Source organism: Ruegeria sp. HKCCA4812, from assembly GCF_013034245.1.
Lineage (GTDB): Bacteria > Pseudomonadota > Alphaproteobacteria > Rhodobacterales > Rhodobacteraceae > Ruegeria.
This window is the reverse complement of sequence record NZ_WQFQ01000001.1, coordinates 172,185-191,329: the sequence shown is the minus strand read 5'-3', so window position 1 is coordinate 191,329 and position 19,145 is coordinate 172,185. Positions and strand designations below refer to the sequence as shown.

The following is a 19,145-nucleotide window of genomic DNA, read 5'->3' as shown; positions in this document are numbered from 1 at the left end:
AGATGCGCGACGCTGCCCCTACCACGATCTACCTGAAAGACTACACACCGTTTGGCTATCTGGTGGACAGCGTGCACCTGACCTTTGATCTGGACGCGCACGCCACGCGCGTCACCTCGCGCATTGCGTTCCGGCCCAATCCTGACGCCACTGACCGCACATTCTTTCTGCACGGGGAAGAACTGAAACTGATCCGCGCCGCCATTGACGGGGCCGAGATCACGCCAGACGTGACCGACAAGGGGCTAACCGCAGATGTCCCGGACGCACCGTTCCTGTGGGAAGCCGAGGTTGAAATCGACCCCGGCAACAACACTGCGCTGGAAGGTCTGTACATGTCGAACGGCATGTACTGCACCCAGTGCGAGGCCGAGGGGTTCCGCAAGATCACCTTCTATCCCGACCGGCCCGACGTGATGTCCACCTTCACCGTTCGGATCAATGGCGACCTGCCGGTTCTGCTGTCGAACGGCAACCCGTCGGGCAAGGGCGATGGCTGGGCGGAATGGGTCGATCCATGGCCCAAACCCGCCTATCTGTTCGCTCTGGTCGCCGGAGACCTGATCGCACATCCCGGTCAGTTCACCACCAGGTCAGGTCGCACCGTCGAACTGAACCTCTGGGTCCGTCCCGGAGACGAGGGGAAATGCGCTTTCGGCATGGAGGCGTTGAAGAAGTCGATGAAATGGGACGAGGACGTCTATGGCCGTGAATACGATCTGGACGTCTTCAACATCGTCGCCGTCGATGACTTCAACATGGGCGCGATGGAAAACAAGGGGCTGAACATCTTCAACTCGTCGGCCGTTCTGGCCAGCCCTGAAACTTCGACCGACGCCAATTTCGAACGGATCGAGGCGATCATCGCGCATGAGTATTTTCACAACTGGACCGGCAACCGCATCACCTGCCGCGACTGGTTCCAGCTGTGCCTCAAGGAAGGTCTGACAGTTTTCCGGGATGCGCAATTCACCTCGGACATGCGCTCAGGCCCGGTGAAACGCATCCACGATGCCATAGACCTGCGTGCCCGGCAGTTCCCCGAGGACAACGGTCCGTTGTCGCATCCAGTGCGGCCAGAAAGCTTTCAGGAGATCAACAACTTCTACACCGCCACGGTTTACGAAAAAGGTGCCGAGGTGATCGGCATGCTGAAACGGTTGGTCGGGGATGCGGCCTATGCCAAGGCGCTTGATCTGTATTTTGAACGCCATGACGGTCAGGCCTGCACGATCGAGGACTGGCTGAAGGTTTTCGAAGACACCACCGGGCGCGATCTGACACGATTCAAACGTTGGTACAGCCAGTCGGGCACTCCGCGCGTCAGGGTTCAGGAAGACTGGGCCGACGGCACCTATACACTTACGCTGAAACAGCGAACCGATCCCACGCCGGGACAGGAGAAGAAACTGCCTCAGGTCATCCCGGTTGCAGTCGGCCTGCTTGGGCCCAACGGCGATGAGGTTCGCGCGACCGAAGTGCTGGAACTGACGCAGGCCGAACAGAGCTTTGCGTTCACTGGCCTGGCGGCGAAACCCACAGCATCGATCCTGCGCGATTTCTCGGCACCTGTCATTCTGGAACATGACCAGTCGAACGCGGAACGCGCGTTTCTTCTGGCGCATGACACGGACCCGTTCAACCGTTGGCAGGCAGGACGGGATCTGGCGCAGGACACCCTGATGCGGATGATCCTTCAGGATGCGGCACCGGATACCGATTACCTTGACGGATTGTTGACTGTGCTGCGCAATGACGAACTGGACCCGGCCTATCGTGCGTTGATGCTGGGCTTGCCGACACAATCGGAATTGGCAGCGGCCTTGCATGACCGTGGCCACACGCCCGACCCCATGGCGATCTGGGCCGCGGTGGAAACGTTGCGGCAGGCAATAGCCCAGACCGTACAGGATTTGCTGCCCCGCCTGCACAGTGAGGCTTTGGTGGACGGCCCATACAGCCCGGACGCCGAGCAGTCCGGCAAACGGGCACTTGGCAGCGCTGCGCTGGCACTGACCTCTCGTCTTGACGGCGGGGCGATGGCGGCCGAGGAGTACGACACAGCCGACAACATGACATTGCAACTGACGGCGCTGTCTTGCCTTTTACGCGCCCGCAAGGGCGAGGCGCAGCTGGATGCCTTCTACGACCAGTGGCAGCATGACCGGTTGGTCATGGACAAGTGGTTTGGCCTGCAAGTCGCGATGGCGGCGCCCGAGGCGACGCCCGCAATTGCCGCGACCCTGACCGAGCATGCGGATTTCAACTGGAAAAACCCGAACAGGTTCCGCGCCGTCATGGGGGCCTTGGCGATAAACCACGCAGGGTTCCACCAACCGGATGGCGCCGGATACGCCCTGCTGGCCGACTGGCTGATCCGTCTGGACCCGGTGAACCCACAGACCACGGCCCGAATGTGCTCGGCGTTCCAGACCTGGAAACGGTATGATCCGGATCGTCAGGCCCTGATGCGTGCGCAGCTTTCCCGCATCGCGGAAACACCGAACCTGTCGCGGGACACGACCGAAATGGTGTCCCGCATCCTCGGCGCATGACGCCTTACAGCTTTGCCCGCAGCAACCGGAATTTGCGAACGCTGGCCATCCTGGCCGGTGTTTATGCGGCGTTGCTGGCGCTGGTTGTCCTGTTTGACGCGGCCTGGTGGATCGCGGGGCTGCTGTCTTTGGCCACGCTGCCCGCAGTTTGGGACGTGGTTCAGAACACCAGCGCGGGCATGCAACTGGATCAGAATGCGCTAAGCTGGTTCACGGGGAACCGGCAGGCAGAGGTCGCGCTGCGCGACATTGACCATTTCCGGTTTGACACCCGTTGGGATTTCTCGGTTCGAGTGTCGATTGTTTTGCATTCCGGCAAACGAATCCGTCTGCCGGATGAGTCGCTTCCGGCGCATCTGGATTTGGAAACCCTTCTGAAACAAGCCGGATTTCGCGTAGAACGGCATCATTTCACTGTTTTCTGAAACACTGGACCTTTGAGGGGCGAATTGGACACAAAAGAAAGAAATTAATAGGCAATTTACTTGATTTGAACCCGATATCCCGCCAGACTTCGGTGTCAGTTATACGTTTTTACAGTTTTGAGTATCGCCATGTTTCGGTCGCTAAGGGCACTGTTCGCCCCATCCACAGCTACTCCTACAATTGCTTCAGCAGACCTGTGCGCGACGAAATCCGCGCTTGCGGCCGCCTTGCCCGAGCAGGGTCAGCTCAATATTCCCGTTGCAACATCCGATCGCGATGATCTGATCGGACATTCCGCGATCGAACATGGCCGCTACCTCGCCCGGCAGGACCGCTGGGCAGAGCTGTCGCAGGAAATGCGCGTGGCTGATCAGGATCGCGCCGCCGTTGCTGATGGTATGCCTGTGGCCGATCTGCTGGCCTTCGGTGCCAGATCGGACGTTGTACTGGCCGCTGAACATGCGCTCTCGGATGGCGCGGCCATTTCGGATTACGACCTGTTGGGTGGCATCTCGGAACTTGAAGGCGAGATGGCGGACAACCCCGATGACCCGATGATCGCCACCGTCGTTGCTCTTGCCCATATCGATCTGGCGTGGGCATGGCGTGGAACGGCCTCGGACGCGACGCTGCCACCTTTGCATCGGTCACGCTGCGCCGCGCATTTCGACCGGGCCGCAGCAATCCTACCCAAATGCAGAAAGGATGCTCCCGACAGCCCCCTGATTGCAGCGACCGGATGTGCGCTGCTGGCTGGTCAGCGCAAATCCAACGCGCGGGTGGCCGAAGAATATGAACGGCTGATCACGCTGGATCCATGTAATCAGCGCCACATGCGCGCGATGGGCAGCCACCTTCTGCCCCGGTGGTTCGGCAGCTACGAAGAGCTGGAGCTGCAAGCCTTGCGTACAGCCGCCAGGACACAGGATATCTGGGGCGCGGGCGGATACACATGGGTTCAGTTCGACGCCATTGCATTGGACGAAGAGGCCTGTGCCCGCGTCGATATCGAGTATTTCCTTGAAGGTCTGCGCGATATCCTGCGCCTGCGGCCCGATCAGCAGATGATCAACATGTTGTCCTCCTACTGCGCGATCACTGTCCAGAACGGATTTGGCCTGAACGATCAGGCCGACCTTGTCCGTTCGCAGATGCGCGACACGGCAAACCGGCTTATCCGCGATCACCTGACAGAATTGCACCCGTTGATCTGGGCGCATGCGGCCAACGGTTTCAACAATTCCGTCCGCATAAACTCGCCCGAACGATTTGCAGCGCGCGGTCAGCGCGATGCCTTGCGCGCCATCTCGGATCTGTTCCGGGAAGAACTGCGCAGCGGTATGGATGTGACATTCACACCGTCGGGCCTGCGGTTTTCCCAGAACTGAACACGACAGGATTCCCCCTTGCCCCTAGGCCCTCCCGGGCCTAATACGCAGGCTTAGACTTCTGCGGAAATGAGGCGCGCCATGCTCGATCTGACATACGAAATGCCCAAACCCAAAACCATTGCCGGGGCCAAGCACGATTGGGAACTGGTGATCGGGATGGAGGTGCATGCTCAGGTCTCATCCAATGCCAAGCTGTTTTCGGGTGCATCCACCCAATTCGGGGCCGAGCCGAATTCAAACGTGGCCTTCGTGGACGCGGCGATGCCGGGGATGCTGCCGGTGATCAATGAATACTGCGTGGAACAGGCAGTGCGCACCGGACTGGGCCTGAAGGCGGATATCAATCTGAAATCGGCCTTTGACCGCAAGAATTATTTCTACCCCGACCTGCCGCAAGGGTATCAGATTTCCCAGTTGTATCACCCGATCGTGGGCGAAGGCGAAGTGCTGGTCGAACTGGGCGACGGTACCGCGCGCAAGGTGCGGATCGAGCGTATTCACATGGAACAGGACGCGGGCAAGTCGATTCACGACATGGATCCGCATATGTCCTTCGTCGACCTGAACCGCACCGGTGTCTGCCTAATGGAGATCGTCAGCCGCCCCGACATCCGCGGGCCGGAAGAGGCCGCGGCCTATATCGCCAAGCTGCGTCAGATCATGCGCTATCTGGGTACCTGCGACGGCAACATGCAGAACGGCAACCTGCGGGCCGATGTGAACGTCTCGATCTGTTTGCCCGGCGCCTATGAGAAGTATCAGGAAACACAGGATTTTTCGCATCTGGGCACGCGCTGCGAGATCAAGAACATGAACTCGATGCGCTTCATCCAGCAAGCGATCGAGGTCGAAGCCCGTCGTCAGATCGCCATCGTCGAGGCCGGCGGCGAGGTCGAGCAGGAAACGCGCCTCTATGACCCGGACAAGGGTGAAACCCGTTCGATGCGGTCCAAGGAAGAAGCGCATGATTACCGCTATTTCCCCGACCCCGACCTGCTGCCTCTGGAAATCGAGCAGGCCTGGGTCGATGATATCGCCGCCAGGTTGCCTGAGCTGCCCGACGAGAAAAAGGCGCGTTTCATCAATGACTTCGGCCTGACCGATTATGACGCATCCGTGCTGACCGCCGAGGTCGAATCCGCCGCCTATTTCGAGGAAGTGGCCAAGGGCCGCAACGGAAAACTGGCGGCGAACTGGGTCATCAACGAGCTGTTCGGCCGCCTGAAGAAAGACGACCGCGACATTACCGACTCGCCGGTTTCGCCCGCGCAGCTGGGCGGGATCATTGACCTGATCGCCTCGGACGCGATTTCGGGCAAGATCGCCAAAGAACTGTTCGAGATCGTCTATACCGAAGGCGGCGACCCGGCGCAGATCGTCGAGGAACGCGGCATGAAGCAGGTGACCGACACCGGCGCGATCGAGGCCGCGCTGGACGAGATCATCGCCGCCAACCCGGCGCAGGTCGAGAAGGCCAAGGTGAACCCGAAACTGGCGGGCTGGTTCGTGGGTCAGGTCATGAAAGCCACCGGCGGCAAGGCGAACCCGAAAGCCGTCAACGAACTGGTCGGCAAGAAGCTGGGCTCGTAAACCTTTCGTTTCGTACAAGCCTGCCGGCAATCTTTGGCGGGTTTGTACAATCCGGTTTCTCACGAAATCTCAAGACTTGGGGTCAAGCCATCGGCTTGACTTCCTGCTGTTCGCGCCCTTTCCTCCGCCACAGAGAGGTGAGGTATTATGCAAAGCAGATTTGATCAGGAACTCGAAGACCGGCTGGTGCGCTATGCCGCCATCGACAGTCAAAGTGACGAGACATCCCCGACGACCCCGAGCACTCAGATCCAGTTCGACATGCTGAACCTGTTGCGTGATGAGCTGATCCAGATCGGCGCGCAGGATGTTGAGATGACGGGCGACAGTGTTGTCGTTGCGACCATTCCCGGAACGGCGCCGGGGTCGACCGTGGGCTTTCTGGCCCATGTCGATACGGCCCCTCAGTTCAACGCAACCGGCGTCAAGCCGCGGGTGATCAAGGGGTATAACGGTGGCGACATCACCTTTCCGGACAACCCGGATCTGGTTCTTTCTCCGGATGACCACCCCTATCTGGCCGAAAAGATCGGCCACGACCTGATCACCGCGTCGGGCACAACCCTGCTGGGCGCGGACGACAAGGCCGGTGTATCGATCCTGATGACGATGGCGCGACACCTGATCGAAAATCAGGACATTCCACATGGCCCTATTCGTATCGCGTTCACTCCGGATGAAGAGATCGGCCGGGGCGTCACGGAACAACTTCCCAAGGATCTGGGCGTGGATTTTGCCTATACGCTGGATGGGCAGCAAGTGGGTGAGATCGAGTATGAAAGCTTCTCGGCCGACCGCGCCGTAATCCGGATCGAGGGTGTTTCGATCCATCCCGGCCTGGCCAAGGAAAAGATGGTGAACGCCACGCATCTGGCGGCAAAGATCGTGCAGACATTGCCTCAGGCCACCATGACGCCGGAAACCACGGACGGGCGCGAAGGCTTCATCCATGTCACTGACATGAACGGCGGATCATCCGAGATGGAGATCAAGCTGATCCTGCGTGATTTCGAGATGGACGGGCTGGAGGCGCAACGAAACATCGTGCGGCAGGTCTGCGCCGCCGTGCAGGCCACGGAGCCGCGCGCGACCATCACCTGCGACATCAGCCACCAGTACCGCAACATGCGGTATTGGCTGGAAAACGACATGACTCCGGTCGAGCTGGCGCGGGATGCGTGTCGCGAACTGGGGGTTGAGCCGCTGTCGGTACCGATCAGGGGCGGCACGGACGGATCCCGCCTGACCGAATTCGGCACCCCCTGCCCCAACATCTTCACCGGGATGCAATGCGTTCACGGCCCGTTGGAATGGATTTCAGTGCAGGACATGGCGCTGGCGACGGAACTGTGCCTGTCGGTTGTGGCCAAGGCGGCACAGGCCGAAGCGAATGGTCAGAGCTGAATTCCGCCGGATGGGCAAGGGCTCTTTCACCCGGGGGGCAGCGTGTTAAGTTGGCGCGGAAACGCATTTAGGAACAGTAGATGAAGCGCTACGAATACAAGGTCATCCCCGCCCCGCAAAAAGGTGTCAAAGCCAAAGGCGTGAAAACGGCCGAGGGCCGCTTTGCTGTCTCGGTCGAGCAACTGCTGAATCAGATGGGTCAGGATGGCTGGGAATACCAGCGGGCCGAGCTGTTGCCCAGCGAGGAACGCTCGGGTCTGACCGGATCGACCACGAACTGGCGCAATGTGCTGGTGTTCCGCCGCGTGGTGGAAGAGGAAGTCGATGCCTCGTGGGTCGGCGCAGTACCTGAGATGGATGAAACCCCGCTGGCCCAGCCGATTCCGGGCCCCGACGAGGTACAGGCCCCGAAACCAATTGCCGCAGAGACGGACGAGCCGCCTTTGTCGTTGAAGCGGTCTGATGACGCCGTTGATGAAAACGGCCCTTCGAAAACATAGGCTTGGGGGCTGGTACGACCGCCAGAACGATTGCAAATGCCCTGTGGCCTTGTGCAGGACATCCGTGTTCGCTCTGACATACGTCAAGTCGATCCGGGACGGCCCAACCGCATTGGAAAGCAATAAGGGCTACACCCTCGGGAAATCTGTGGCATGTTAGCCGGGTATTCTGGAGGGACATCGAAATGGCTATTCGGCAGACACAAGGGCGGGCACGCCTGTATGACAGCATTCTCGACACGGTCGGTGACACGCCCTGCATTCGGGTCAATCGGATCGCGCCAGAGCATGTGACCGTCTATGTGAAATTCGAGGCCTTCAACCCGGCAGGCTCGGTCAAGGACAGACTGGCGCTGAACATCATCGAGGCGGCGGAACGTGACGGGCGGCTGAAGCCCGGACAAACCGTTGTCGAAGCGACATCCGGCAACACCGGGATCGGGCTGGCCATGGTGTGTGCGGCCAAGGGATATCCTCTGGTCGTGACGATGGCCGAGAGCTTCTCGGTCGAACGGCGAAAGCTGATGCGGTTTCTGGGCGCCAAGGTTGTTCTGACCCCCAAGGCGCAAAAAGGGTTCGGCATGTATACCAAGGCCAAGGAACTAGCCGAGGAAAACGGATGGTTCCTTGCCAGCCAGTTTGAAACTTCTGCCAACGCCGATATTCACGAAAACACGACGGCGCGCGAAATTCTTGCCGATTTCGAAGGGCAACGGCTGGATTATTGGGTGACGGGCTACGGGACCGGCGGCACCGTTTCGGGTGTTTCGCGCATACTGCGGAAAGAGCGGCCCGACACCAGGATCATCCTGACCGAACCGGCAAATGCCGCAATCGTATCATCAGGTTACGTCAATACGCGCAACGCTGACCATCAGCCGACCGAAAGCCACCCCGATTTCGAGCCCCACCCGATTCAGGGCTGGACACCGGATTTCATCCCCTGGGTTCTTCAGGAAGCCATCGACAATTCATACTATGACGAGTTGATCCCCATTCCCGGACCCGAAGGGATCGCATGGTCGCGCCGGCTTGCAGCCGAAGAAGGGATATTCACCGGGATTTCGGGCGGATCGACCTTTGCGGTGGCCATGAAGCTGGCCGAATCCGCGCCGGCAGGCTCTGTCATACTGGTCATGTTGCCGGACACCGGCGAGCGATACTTGTCGACCCCCCTGTTCGAGGGAATCGAAGAGGTCATGACACAAGAGGAATACGCCATCTCGGCATCGACGCCGTCCGCGCAGATGGAGGCGGGTTGACACGTAAAGGTCTTCAGACGCCGATATCCAGGGCCAGCGCGTGGATGCGCGGCACGATGTCGCCCAGCGCCTTGTGTACCGCACGGTGGCGGGCGACGCGGGATTTGCCTTCGAATGCGCTGGCGCGGATACGGACGTTGAAGTGGCTTTCACCACCGTCCTGATATCCCGCATGGCCCCTATGGCTTTCGCTGTCATCGATCACTTCAAGCTCGCGCGGATCAAAGGCGGCTTGCAGGCGGGTTCGGATCTCGTCGGTCACACTCATTTTTTTGCTTAGCGGCAAAAATATTGCCGCACCCCTCTTCTACTTTCGGCTGCTTAGATTAAACTGCTGCCTCCGAGTCGAAAAGACGCGTTCTTGAGGATTAGAGCATGGCGAAATCAGACCCCTTCGGATTCGATATGTCCGTTTCCAGCGCCAAAAAGAAGAATCCGCGGGGACGCCGGGGCATGTCGGGTGCCTCTGAAACCTCGGTCCGGATCTGTGACCACGAGGGATGTGAAGAGCCGGGAAAGTTCCGCGCGCCAAAAGCACCGGATGTCCTGGATGATTATTTCTGGTTCTGCCAGCAACACGTGCGGGAATATAATCAGAAGTGGAATTTCTTTGACGGCACCACCGAAGCCGAGCTGAACGCACAGCGTTCGAAAGACAAGGTTTGGGAGCGCGAGACCAAGCCGATGGGCGACCCCGAAGCACGTGCCTGGGCCCGTTTGGGGATCGAGGATCCGCATCAGGTTCTTGGTGCCAACAGCACGCAGAACAAAGGCCGCACGACGGGTGGCGGCGGACGACGCCTGCCGCCGACCGAACGCCGTGCGATCGAGATTCTCGAGGCCAATGACAGCTGGACCAAGGCCGAAGTTCGCAAAGCGTACAAGAAGCTGATCAAAGTGCTGCATCCGGACATGAACGGCGGCGACCGCTCGCAGGAAGAGCAATTGCAGGAAGTTGTCTGGGCCTGGGATCAGATCAAGGACAGCCGGAACTTCAAGTAGCGGTCACGGCTTTGCCTGCTTTGCGTTCGCGGCGCGCCCTGCCTGAATGGTTGGGTGCCGCAGACGACACAACCTGAAAAAACTGCACAAATTCCGTATGGAACCCTGTTTCATTCCACACGAAAGTGGTGGAGGATTTGGGACAGGAGTTTCCAGGGATCAGTTTCGTGCGCACATCCATTTGCCTGTTGCTCGTCTCGCTAAGCGGGCTCATCGCTGCCAGTTTCATTCCCACTGACGCGGATTGGCTGTTCCTTTTGGCGCTGATTTGCGTGATGGCCAGCACAATCCTGTTCATACGGGCCTGGTTCAGGTGGCGCCGGGCCAATACATGGATCATCGTGGACGGCTCGAACGTCATGCACTGGAAAGATGGCACGCCGGATCTGGACACGTTGAAGAAGGTCCTTGAGACTTTGAAGCGCGCAGGGTTCAAACCGGGCGTCATGTTCGATGCGAATGTCGGGTACAAAGTCGAAGGCCACTATATGGACGACCGGAAGCTGAGCCGCGCCCTGGGCCTACGATCCAAGCAGGTCATGGTGGCCCCCAAAGGGACACCTGCGGACCCGCTGATCTTGAAGGCGGCGCGGGATAGCAAGGCACGCATCGTCACAAATGACCGGTTTCGGGATTGGGTAGACGAGTTTCCGGATGTGTTGAAAGCGGATCGTTTGGTAAAAGGTGGCTTTCGCAAAGACGAGCTTTGGTTTTCGCTATAGCCAAGCAACGGTTGACCCAAGGCACAGATGTGTGAGGCCATCACAACGGTGCTGCACTGAGAAATTGCCTATGGCAACCGATCTGAGAGAACACATTTGAAGGGGTTTGTTGAGGCCAGGGATCAAACCAGGGGCGGTTCGGATTACAACTATTCGCGCTTTAGTTCGGGTATGAGCTTCGCAATGCAATTGCTTCCCGGCGCTTCAAACAGCTTAAGCGAGTTTGCTGCGACTCTGCGGTGCCGTCACGCAATTCGGGGAACAGTGCGAGCAGTTCTTCGACGTCTTCACGACAGAAAGACTTCAGCGCTATGTCGCCCAGAAAAAGACTTTCACTGCGTAACCCCTGCGAGTGCAGTACCGCGTGTCGAGAGCAGGCAATGTGGTAATATGTGATGTCTTCACCTGTATGCACCTGCTGAATTGTTCCGTCATTCACCAAGTGGATTGCCGCAACAAAGACCCGATCTTGTCCGAACAACAACTCGGCGCGCCAGCCTTCCAGCATGATCCGATGTTGCGGGGACACAAAAACATCCTGGTTGGGTTGACCCTTGCAAATCGCGTCGCGCCGAATGCGAACGGGTCTAAATTTTGGTTGCAAAGCCAGTGTTTGTGCACTCAGCTCTTTTTTCCCGATCCACAAAATCGGCAGCGTTTTCCCACCTGACACGCAAACTCTGTCACCGATCATCAGGTTCTCGACCGGGCGTGGACCGGCCTCGGTCTCGATCAGGGTTCCAGCAACAAAACAGGGCGGATTGTTTGGATCAAGATCTCCGGTTGTGATTTGCCAGTTTCCGGTTGTCATTGGCCCGGTGGGGTTGTTGGTGTCCCAGGCATAGATTTCGGTCCCAACCTGAATAAACTCACCAGATTCGCCGGTACCTCTGTAGTTACCTTGTCCGAGGTACGTGTAGGGTACGAACGGACCACCGTTGATCGAAATCGTTTGACCCGAGACAGTGGCTGGATCGGTCTTGTTTTGGACGATCAAGTCGCCTTGCCCGCTTGTGTTGACCGAATGAAGTAAGACATCAAACGACATACGTTGTGTCCGCTAAGCAGGTTGGACCAAAAGGAAACTCGCAACGAACAAACTCCCTCTGTGTGTTGACTGAACAGAACACCACAGACCTCACAAACTCACAAAGAACGCCAAAAACCACATTTAAAAGTCATGTTAACGCGCCGAAGAAGCATTTCAATGATAGTATGTTAATGTTTGCATTTGAACGAGGCGCGAAGGTTGTTGCCAACCTTTCACCGAGGACTTCTGGGTTATGCGCAATCGGCCTCAAAGCTTGTTAACGCGAGGTGCCAAATCGTAGTGTGGGTCATCATTCTGGAATGACACCCCATGCGCAACGATAGGGCCAGTTTGCAAGAAAAACATGCGCACCTTTGGGCGTCTTTCGCTTTCCCTTGCCCTTGCCCGCAATATGTTGCACCACACACGGGTTCATACCCGGTGAACGGGCCAAAGGATAAGGACTAGGCGCATGGCTGACGGATCGATCGATATCAACGCAAAACCTACCGAGGATATCTCGGTCCGTGACGTGTTCGGCATTGACAGCGACATGGCGGTCAAGGGTTTCGCCGAGCGCAGCGACCGAGTGCCGGTGATCGATCATACCTACAAGTTCGATCCGGAGACCACGCTGGCGATTCTGGCGGGCTTTTCCCATAACCGTCGTGTGATGATCCAAGGCTATCACGGCACCGGCAAATCGACCCACATTGAACAGGTCGCTGCCCGTCTGAACTGGCCCGCCGTGCGGGTGAACCTGGACAGCCATATCAGCCGGATCGACCTGATCGGCAAGGACGCGATCAAACTGCGCGACGGCAAGCAGGTGACCGAGTTCCACGAAGGCATCCTGCCCTGGGCGCTGCGCAACCCCGTGGCCATCGTGTTCGACGAATATGATGCGGGCCGCGCCGACGTGATGTTCGTCATCCAGCGTGTGCTGGAGCATGACGGCAAGCTGACCCTGCTGGACCAGAATGAGATCATCACCCCGAACCCCAATTTCCGCCTGTTTGCCACCGCCAACACGGTCGGTCTGGGCGACACCACGGGTCTGTATCACGGTACGCAGCAGATCAACCAGGCGCAGATGGACCGCTGGTCGCTGGTGTCGACCCTGAACTATCTGAGCCACGACGCCGAGACGATGATCGTTCTGTCGAAGGCGCCGCATTACAACACCGCCGACGGCCGCAAGACCGTCAGCCAGATGGTCACCGTCGCCGACCTGACACGGACCGCCTTCATGAATGGCGATCTGTCCACCGTCATGAGCCCGCGGACCGTGATCAACTGGGCCCAGAACGCCGAGATCTTCCGCAACGTGGGCTATGCGTTCCGCCTGTCCTTCCTCAACAAATGCGATGAGCTGGAGCGTCAGACCGTGGCCGAATTCTATCAGCGCTGCTTCGATGAGGAGTTGCCTGAGAGCGCCGCGAGCGCAAGCTTGGGGTAAGCACCCGAATTGCGCCCGTTACGGGCGCAATGCCTCCGGCGGGGATATTTTTGGCCAGATGAAGTCGGATCCGTTACAGTTTTCAACGCCGGGCAGGTCATTTTGATGAGGGCTTAAGGACATGGCACAGAAGAACGACAACCCTGCTGATCCGTTCAAGAAGGCCCTGGCCGAAGCAACCAAGGTCATGGCCGATGATCCCGAGCTGTCGGTGACTTATACGGTCGACCCTTCGGGCATGTCGGGCGAGTCGATGCGGCTGCCTCAGGTCTCGCGTCGGATGACGCGTGAAGAGGTGCTGTTGGCGCGTGGCACGGCAGACGCCTTGGCATTGCATCGCAAATATCATGACGACGCGACCCATGCGCGCTATGCGCCCCCGGGCGATATGGCGCGGGATCTGTACGAGGCGATGGAGACCGCCCGCTGCGAGGCGATGGGCGCGCGGGACATGCCGGGCACCGCCAGCAATATTGACGTCAAGATCGGGCATGAAGCAATCCGGCGTGGGTATGATCAGTGCAAGCAACCCGCCGATGCACCTCTTTCGGTTGCGGCAGGCTACCTGATCCGGCATCTGGCCACCGGGCGTGAGCTGCCCTCTGCCGCCGAAAACATCATGAACCTGTGGCGTGGTTTCATCGAAGAGCAAGCGGGTGGGACGTTGGAGAACCTGGACGAGATTCTCTCGGATCAGGCGGAGTTTGCCAAATTCGCCCGTCAGGTGATCAAGGATCTGGGATATGGCGACCAGCTTGGGGATGACCCCGATGAGCTGGACGACGAGCAGGAAGACCAGGCCGAGGAAGACGCCGAAGAACAGCCCGATCCGGACAGCACCGGTCAGGATGATCAGGACGAACAGGACGCCGACGCGACACCTGAGCAGACGCAGGAAGAGCAGCAGGATCAGTCTCAGGCCCAGGTCTCGATGGACGAAATGGCCGAAGACGAGATGGGTGACGAGGCTGAGATGCCGGATGGCGAGGCGCCTCTGGAGCCGCCTGCCCCACCGCCGGCATCTGAAGCGGACCCGGATTACAAGGTCTATCTGGACACCCATGACGAAGAGATCGCCGCCGAGGATCTGGCCGAACCGGCCGAGCTGGAACGCCTGCGGGCCTATCTGGATCAGCAGTTGGAGCCCTTGAAAGGCGCGGTGTCGCGTCTGGCCAACAAGCTGCAACGCCGATTGCAGGCGCAGCAGAACCGCAGCTGGGAGTTCGACCGCGAGGAAGGCATTCTGGACGCGGGCCGATTGGCACGAGTTGTGGCGAATCCGACCACTCCGCTGAGCTTCAAGGTCGAAAAAGACACCGAGTTCCGCGACACGGTGGTAACGCTGCTGCTGGACAATTCGGGGTCGATGCGCGGACGTCCGATTTCGATCGCCGCCATCTGTGCCGATGTTCTGGCGCGGACGCTGGAGCGGTGCAATGTAAAGGTCGAAATTCTGGGCTTTACCACGCGGGCGTGGAAAGGCGGTCAGGCGCGCGAGGCGTGGCTGAACGACGGGCGCCCACAACAGCCCGGGCGCCTGAACGATTTGCGCCACATCATCTACAAGGGCGCGGACGCCCCTTGGCGTCGTGCGCGGCCCAATCTGGGTCTGATGATGAAAGAGGGCCTGCTGAAAGAAAACATCGACGGTGAAGCACTGGAATGGGCTCATCGCCGGATGCTGGCACGGCGCGAACAACGCAAGATCCTGATGGTGATCTCGGACGGTGCGCCGGTCGATGATTCGACGCTGAGCGTGAACCCGGCCAACTATCTGGAAAAACACCTGCGCGACGTGATCGCGATGGTCGAAAAACGCAAGATGGTCGAACTTTTGGCCATCGGGATCGGCCATGACGTGACCCGGTATTATGACCGGGCGGTGACGATTACCGATGTAGAGCAACTGGCCGGCGCGATGACCGAACAACTGGCGGCTCTGTTTGACAGTGACCCGCGGGCGCGGGCTCGGGTCATGGGGATGAGAAAGGCCGGCTGAGGCTGATCTTCTGCCCGGCGGGCGTGTTTCCCCGAGGGCGACATGTTTTTCGTTGCTGATCATCGGCTTGCTCAGGCGGGGTGTTCCCGTCTGGACATTTTTTGAAATGCGCCTCAGGGTCACGCTCAAATGCAGTGAATGAGGCCGCCCATGTTCCAATCCTTCGAAGTGACCGCCCGCCCGGAACAGGGGCCACCGCGGCTGGCCGCCTTGCGCGAACAGATGGTGCAAGAAGGGCTGGATGGGTTTCTGATTCCGCGGGCGGATGCGCATCAGGGAGAGTATGTCGCGGCGCGCGATGAACGTCTGGCCTGGCTGACCGGGTTCACGGGCTCGGCCGGGTTTTGCGCCGCCCTGCGCGACGTGGCCGGAGTTTTCATCGACGGGCGCTATCGCACCCAGGTCAAGGCACAAGTTGCCGCAGATTTCACCCCGGTCCCCTGGCCCGAGGTAAGCCTGAGCGCCTGGCTGAAACAGCAATTGCCCAACGGCGGCAAGGTCGGTTTTGACCCGTGGCTGCATGCGGCGGGGCAGATTTCCGGCACATTGAGTGATCTGGAAGGATCGGACATCGAACTGGTGAGATGCGAAAACCTTGTGGACCGGATCTGGGCCGATCAACCCGCACCGCCGATGAACCCGGTCAAGGCGCATCCGATCGAATTTGCCGGGGAAGGTGCGGACAGCAAGATCGCCCGTCTGGCCGAAGACCTTCGGCGGGCCGGACACAAGGCAGCGGTGATCACCCTGCCGGATTCCATTATGTGGCTGTTGAACATCCGTGGGTCGGATATCGCCTATAACCCGGTGGCCCACGGCTTTGCCATTCTTCATGCAGGAGGTCAGGTCGATCTGTTCATGGCGGCAGAAAAACTGGCCGGGTTACGGGATCATCTGGGCTCTCAGGTGACTTTGCGCGCTGTGGGCGAATTTCTGGATGCGGTTGCGGCTCTGGCCGGTCCGGTGCAGGTGGATGCCGCTTCGGTACCTCAGATCGTGGCCGATGCGCTGGGTAATGCGATGACGGATGGCGGCGATCCCTGCGCCCTGCCCAAAGCCTGCAAGAATGCGGCTGAAATCGCGGGCAGCGCCGAGGCGCATTTGCGCGATGCGGTTGCGGTTACCGAGACGTTGTGCTGGCTGGACCAACAGGCCCCGGGCAGCGTGACCGAAACACAGGTTGTCACCCGGCTGGAAGAAAACCGGCGTAAGGACAATGCGCTTCAGGACATCTCGTTCGATACCATTGCAGGCACGGGTCCGAACGGCGCGATCATGCATTACCGCGTGACGGAAGAGACCGACAGCCGCCTGGAAAACGGCCATATTCTGGTGCTGGACAGTGGCGGGCAGTATCTGGACGGCACCACCGACATCACCCGAACCATCGCCATCGGTGACGTCGGAACCGAGGAAAAAACCTGCTTCACCCGGGTTCTGAAGGGCATGATTGCCATGTCGATGCTGCGCTGGCCTGCGGGCCTTGCCGGGCGGGATATCGAATGTGTGGCCCGCGTGCCGCTGTGGTCTGCGGCACAGGATTTCAACCATGGGGTCGGACATGGGGTCGGCGCCTATCTGAGCGTGCATGAAGGGCCGCAACGGCTGTCCAAAGTCAGCCATGTACCGCTGCAACCCGGCATGATCCTGTCAAACGAACCCGGGTATTACCGGGAAGGCTCCTTTGGCATCCGCATCGAAAACCTTGTGGTGGTGGAAGACGCTCCTCTGCTTCCCGGTGGCGATCCCGAACGCGCGATGCTGAACTGGCGCACGCTGACCTATGTACCGATTGACCGCAGACTGATCATGGTCGATATGTTGACGACCGACGAACGCGACTGGCTGAATGCCTATCACCGCGACGTTGCGGAAAAAATCCGCCCAAGGCTGGGACATGACGCACAACTGTGGTTGGATGCCGCAACTGCCCCAATCTGACACGGGTCTGTTACATAAAACAGGCAGAGGGGTGGCCCTGATACGACGACGGAAGGAAGAGGAATGGCTGAGATCACGATCCGGAAAGCGCCGGGCAAATGGACTGTCCGCTCGGGCGGTGCGATCCTGGGCGAAACGAACAACGCGCTGGAACTGCTTGAAGGCGACAAGGATCCGGTGATCTATTTCCCGCGCAACGATGTTGCGATGGCGTTTCTGGATCGGACCGACAAGGTGACCCACTGCCCCGGCAAGGGCGACGCGACGCATTTTTCCATCGTCAACAAGTCATCCGTTACCGACAACGCGGTCTGGAGCTATGAGGAGCCGATTCAGGCAGTGGCCGAGATCAAGGACCATCTGGCATTCTACCCGGCTGAATCGGTGAAGGTGGAGCAGATCTAACGCCAGACCCCGCGCCCACCTCACGCAGCTGTGGCATGCACGTGAACGGCATTTGCGGCACACTTGCTCCGGGGTAACACCGGAGGCTTTCATGTCGATTTCACGTCGCGGTTTTGCTGGGATGATCGGGGCTGGTGCAATGGCACCCAGTGTGCTGTGGGCGCAGCAGGATCCGGTTCTGGACGCGTTGCGCAGCACGCTGAGCGGGCGTCGGACCGCATTTGAGGCGCAGATGGCGTATCTGAAGGACCGCGGCCAGCCGGACGTCGTGGCCGGGTTGCTGACTGCGATGCGTTTTGCCGACAGGCGACGGGATGAGATTGTCGAGGTGATGGAGGCCTTGACCGGGCAACGGCACGGCAATGACTGGTTCGAGTGGATGCTGTGGCAAGAACGAAACCCGCAGATTGTCCCTCATCCGTCGTTGATCCCGTTCAAGCGCGAGGTTCTTCTGGGGATCGACCCGAATTTCGATCTGCTCCTGCGGCCCGAATATCTGCAACGCGACAAGATGAAGATCCGCCTGGAAGAGATCGCCTGGGGCGGTGTGTACAAGGATGGCATTCCGTCCCTGGACAATCCCACCCTGATCTCTGCTTCGAATGCGGGGTATCTGAAAGGCGATGATCTGGTATTCGGCGTGGCCATCAACGGGGATGAGCGTGCCTATCCCCTGCGGATCATGGGCTGGCACGAGATGTTCAACGAGGTGATCGGCGGCGTGCCCGTGGCGCTGGCCTATTGCACGCTTTGCGGGTCGGGCATCCTGTTTGAAACCCAGGTGGCGGGGCGGCGAAAGCCGTTCATTTTCGGGTCGTCAGGTTTCCTCTATCGCTCGAACAAGCTGATGTTTGACCGAGAGACGCATTCGCTGTGGAACCAGTATACCGGCAGGCCTGTTGTGGGGCCTTTGGCGAACAGCGGCATCACGTTGAAACAGCGCCCTGTGGTGATCACGACATGGGACAGTTGGAGGACCTCGCATCCCAAAACCCGTGTTCTGTCGCTGAACACCGGGCATCGGCGCAATTACGGATCAGGGGTCGTTTATCGCGACTATTTCGCCTCGAGCGAGCTGATGTTCCCGGCGGTTGTGGATCAGTCCCGGCATCGGCAGAAGGATTACATCTTTGCCGTGCGCCAGTTTGGTGCAGCCCGCGCCTGGCCTCTGGATGCGTTCAAGGGCAAACCGGTGATCAACGATGCAATCGGTCGGACACCTCTGGTTCTGATTGGCGATCCCAAAGAGCGCAGCGTGCGGGCCTATGAGCGAAAAACGCATGCGTTCCGGGCGACGCAAGGCGGGTTGCAGGATAGCGCGGGGAACGGTTGGGCCGTCACGGAAGAGGCTTTGATCGGGCCGGATGGAACGCGTTTGCCACGAGTCGCCGGTCATGTTTCCTACTGGTTTGCGTGGGACAATTATCTGGGCGACGCAGCCAGCGTGTATGGTGAGTGA

16 protein-coding genes are annotated in these 19,145 nt (G+C 59.3%); 14 read left to right on the top strand and 2 right to left on the bottom strand.

Features of this window, described 5'->3' with window-relative positions:
- The first annotated feature begins 2 nt into the window (after positions 1 to 2).
- The 7 genes from pepN (at position 3) to GOW04_RS00935 (ending at position 9,128) form a co-directional block, all read left to right on the top strand.
- Positions 3 to 2,555: an aminopeptidase N gene (gene pepN / locus GOW04_RS00965; RefSeq protein ID WP_171231274.1), complete on the top strand. Its 2,553-nt coding sequence runs from the start codon at positions 3 to 5 to the stop codon at positions 2,553 to 2,555.
- The gene (locus GOW04_RS00960; protein WP_171231273.1) at positions 2,552 to 2,980 is read left to right on the top strand and encodes a hypothetical protein; all 429 of its coding nucleotides are present in this window, start codon (positions 2,552 to 2,554) and stop codon (positions 2,978 to 2,980) included. The genes pepN and GOW04_RS00960 overlap by 4 nt, the downstream gene beginning before the upstream one ends.
- Before the next feature lie 129 nt (positions 2,981 to 3,109).
- The gene (locus GOW04_RS00955) at positions 3,110 to 4,369 is read left to right on the top strand and encodes a hypothetical protein (protein WP_253283892.1); all 1,260 of its coding nucleotides are present in this window, start codon (positions 3,110 to 3,112) and stop codon (positions 4,367 to 4,369) included.
- Between the two features lie 81 nt (positions 4,370 to 4,450).
- Entirely contained in the window at positions 4,451 to 5,962 is a 1,512-nt protein-coding gene (gene gatB / locus GOW04_RS00950; RefSeq protein WP_171231272.1) for an Asp-tRNA(Asn)/Glu-tRNA(Gln) amidotransferase subunit GatB, read from the top strand.
- 147 nt (positions 5,963 to 6,109) lie between these two features.
- Positions 6,110 to 7,366 carry a peptidase T gene (gene pepT, locus GOW04_RS00945; RefSeq protein WP_171231271.1) on the top strand — a complete coding sequence of 419 codons (1,257 nt, stop codon included), beginning with the start codon at positions 6,110 to 6,112 and terminating at the stop codon, positions 7,364 to 7,366.
- Between the two features lie 80 nt (positions 7,367 to 7,446).
- Positions 7,447 to 7,866: a DUF4177 domain-containing protein gene (locus GOW04_RS00940; RefSeq protein WP_171227915.1), complete on the top strand. Its 420-nt coding sequence runs from the start codon at positions 7,447 to 7,449 to the stop codon at positions 7,864 to 7,866.
- A 185-nt stretch (positions 7,867 to 8,051) separates the two neighbouring features.
- On the top strand, positions 8,052 to 9,128 hold the full coding sequence (locus tag GOW04_RS00935) for a PLP-dependent cysteine synthase family protein (protein ID WP_171231270.1): 1,077 nt from the start codon (positions 8,052 to 8,054) through the stop codon (positions 9,126 to 9,128).
- Positions 9,129 to 9,141: 13 nt separating this feature from the next.
- On the opposite strand, the gene GOW04_RS00930 is transcribed toward GOW04_RS00935, so the two are convergent.
- Positions 9,142 to 9,396 (bottom strand): BolA family transcriptional regulator, encoded by a 255-nt coding sequence (locus tag GOW04_RS00930; RefSeq protein ID WP_171114951.1) that lies wholly within the window; start codon positions 9,394 to 9,396, stop codon positions 9,142 to 9,144.
- A 107-nt stretch (positions 9,397 to 9,503) separates the two neighbouring features.
- Between GOW04_RS00930 and GOW04_RS00925 the strand changes: the two genes are divergently transcribed.
- Together GOW04_RS00925 and GOW04_RS00920 are read left to right on the top strand one after the other, a co-directional pair.
- Positions 9,504 to 10,130: a J domain-containing protein gene (locus tag GOW04_RS00925; RefSeq protein WP_152458640.1), complete on the top strand. Its 627-nt coding sequence runs from the start codon at positions 9,504 to 9,506 to the stop codon at positions 10,128 to 10,130.
- 167 nt (positions 10,131 to 10,297) lie between these two features.
- Positions 10,298 to 10,852 carry a hypothetical protein gene (locus GOW04_RS00920; protein WP_371814334.1) on the top strand — a complete coding sequence of 185 codons (555 nt, stop codon included), beginning with the start codon at positions 10,298 to 10,300 and terminating at the stop codon, positions 10,850 to 10,852.
- Between the two features lie 160 nt (positions 10,853 to 11,012).
- On the opposite strand, the gene GOW04_RS00915 is transcribed toward GOW04_RS00920, so the two are convergent.
- On the bottom strand, positions 11,013 to 11,900 hold the full coding sequence (locus tag GOW04_RS00915) for a Hint domain-containing protein (protein WP_171231269.1): 888 nt from the start codon (positions 11,898 to 11,900) through the stop codon (positions 11,013 to 11,015).
- A 454-nt stretch (positions 11,901 to 12,354) separates the two neighbouring features.
- Between GOW04_RS00915 and cobS the strand changes: the two genes are divergently transcribed.
- The 5 genes from cobS to GOW04_RS00890 all read left to right on the top strand — a co-directional run bounded on the left by cobS (position 12,355) and on the right by GOW04_RS00890 (position 19,145).
- Positions 12,355 to 13,341: a cobaltochelatase subunit CobS gene (gene cobS / locus GOW04_RS00910; protein WP_171231268.1), complete on the top strand. Its 987-nt coding sequence runs from the start codon at positions 12,355 to 12,357 to the stop codon at positions 13,339 to 13,341.
- 121 nt (positions 13,342 to 13,462) lie between these two features.
- Positions 13,463 to 15,340 carry a cobaltochelatase subunit CobT gene (gene cobT, locus GOW04_RS00905; RefSeq protein ID WP_171231267.1) on the top strand — a complete coding sequence of 626 codons (1,878 nt, stop codon included), beginning with the start codon at positions 13,463 to 13,465 and terminating at the stop codon, positions 15,338 to 15,340.
- A gap of 150 nt (positions 15,341 to 15,490) precedes the next feature.
- Positions 15,491 to 17,281, top strand: coding sequence for an aminopeptidase P family protein (locus tag GOW04_RS00900; RefSeq protein WP_171231266.1), 1,791 nt, complete (start codon positions 15,491 to 15,493; stop codon positions 17,279 to 17,281).
- 63 nt (positions 17,282 to 17,344) lie between these two features.
- Positions 17,345 to 17,686 (top strand): DUF427 domain-containing protein, encoded by a 342-nt coding sequence (locus GOW04_RS00895; protein ID WP_171231265.1) that lies wholly within the window; start codon positions 17,345 to 17,347, stop codon positions 17,684 to 17,686.
- 91 nt (positions 17,687 to 17,777) lie between these two features.
- A complete protein-coding gene (locus GOW04_RS00890) occupies positions 17,778 to 19,145 on the top strand; it encodes a DUF3179 domain-containing protein (RefSeq protein ID WP_171231264.1) in 1,368 nt (455 codons plus the stop codon).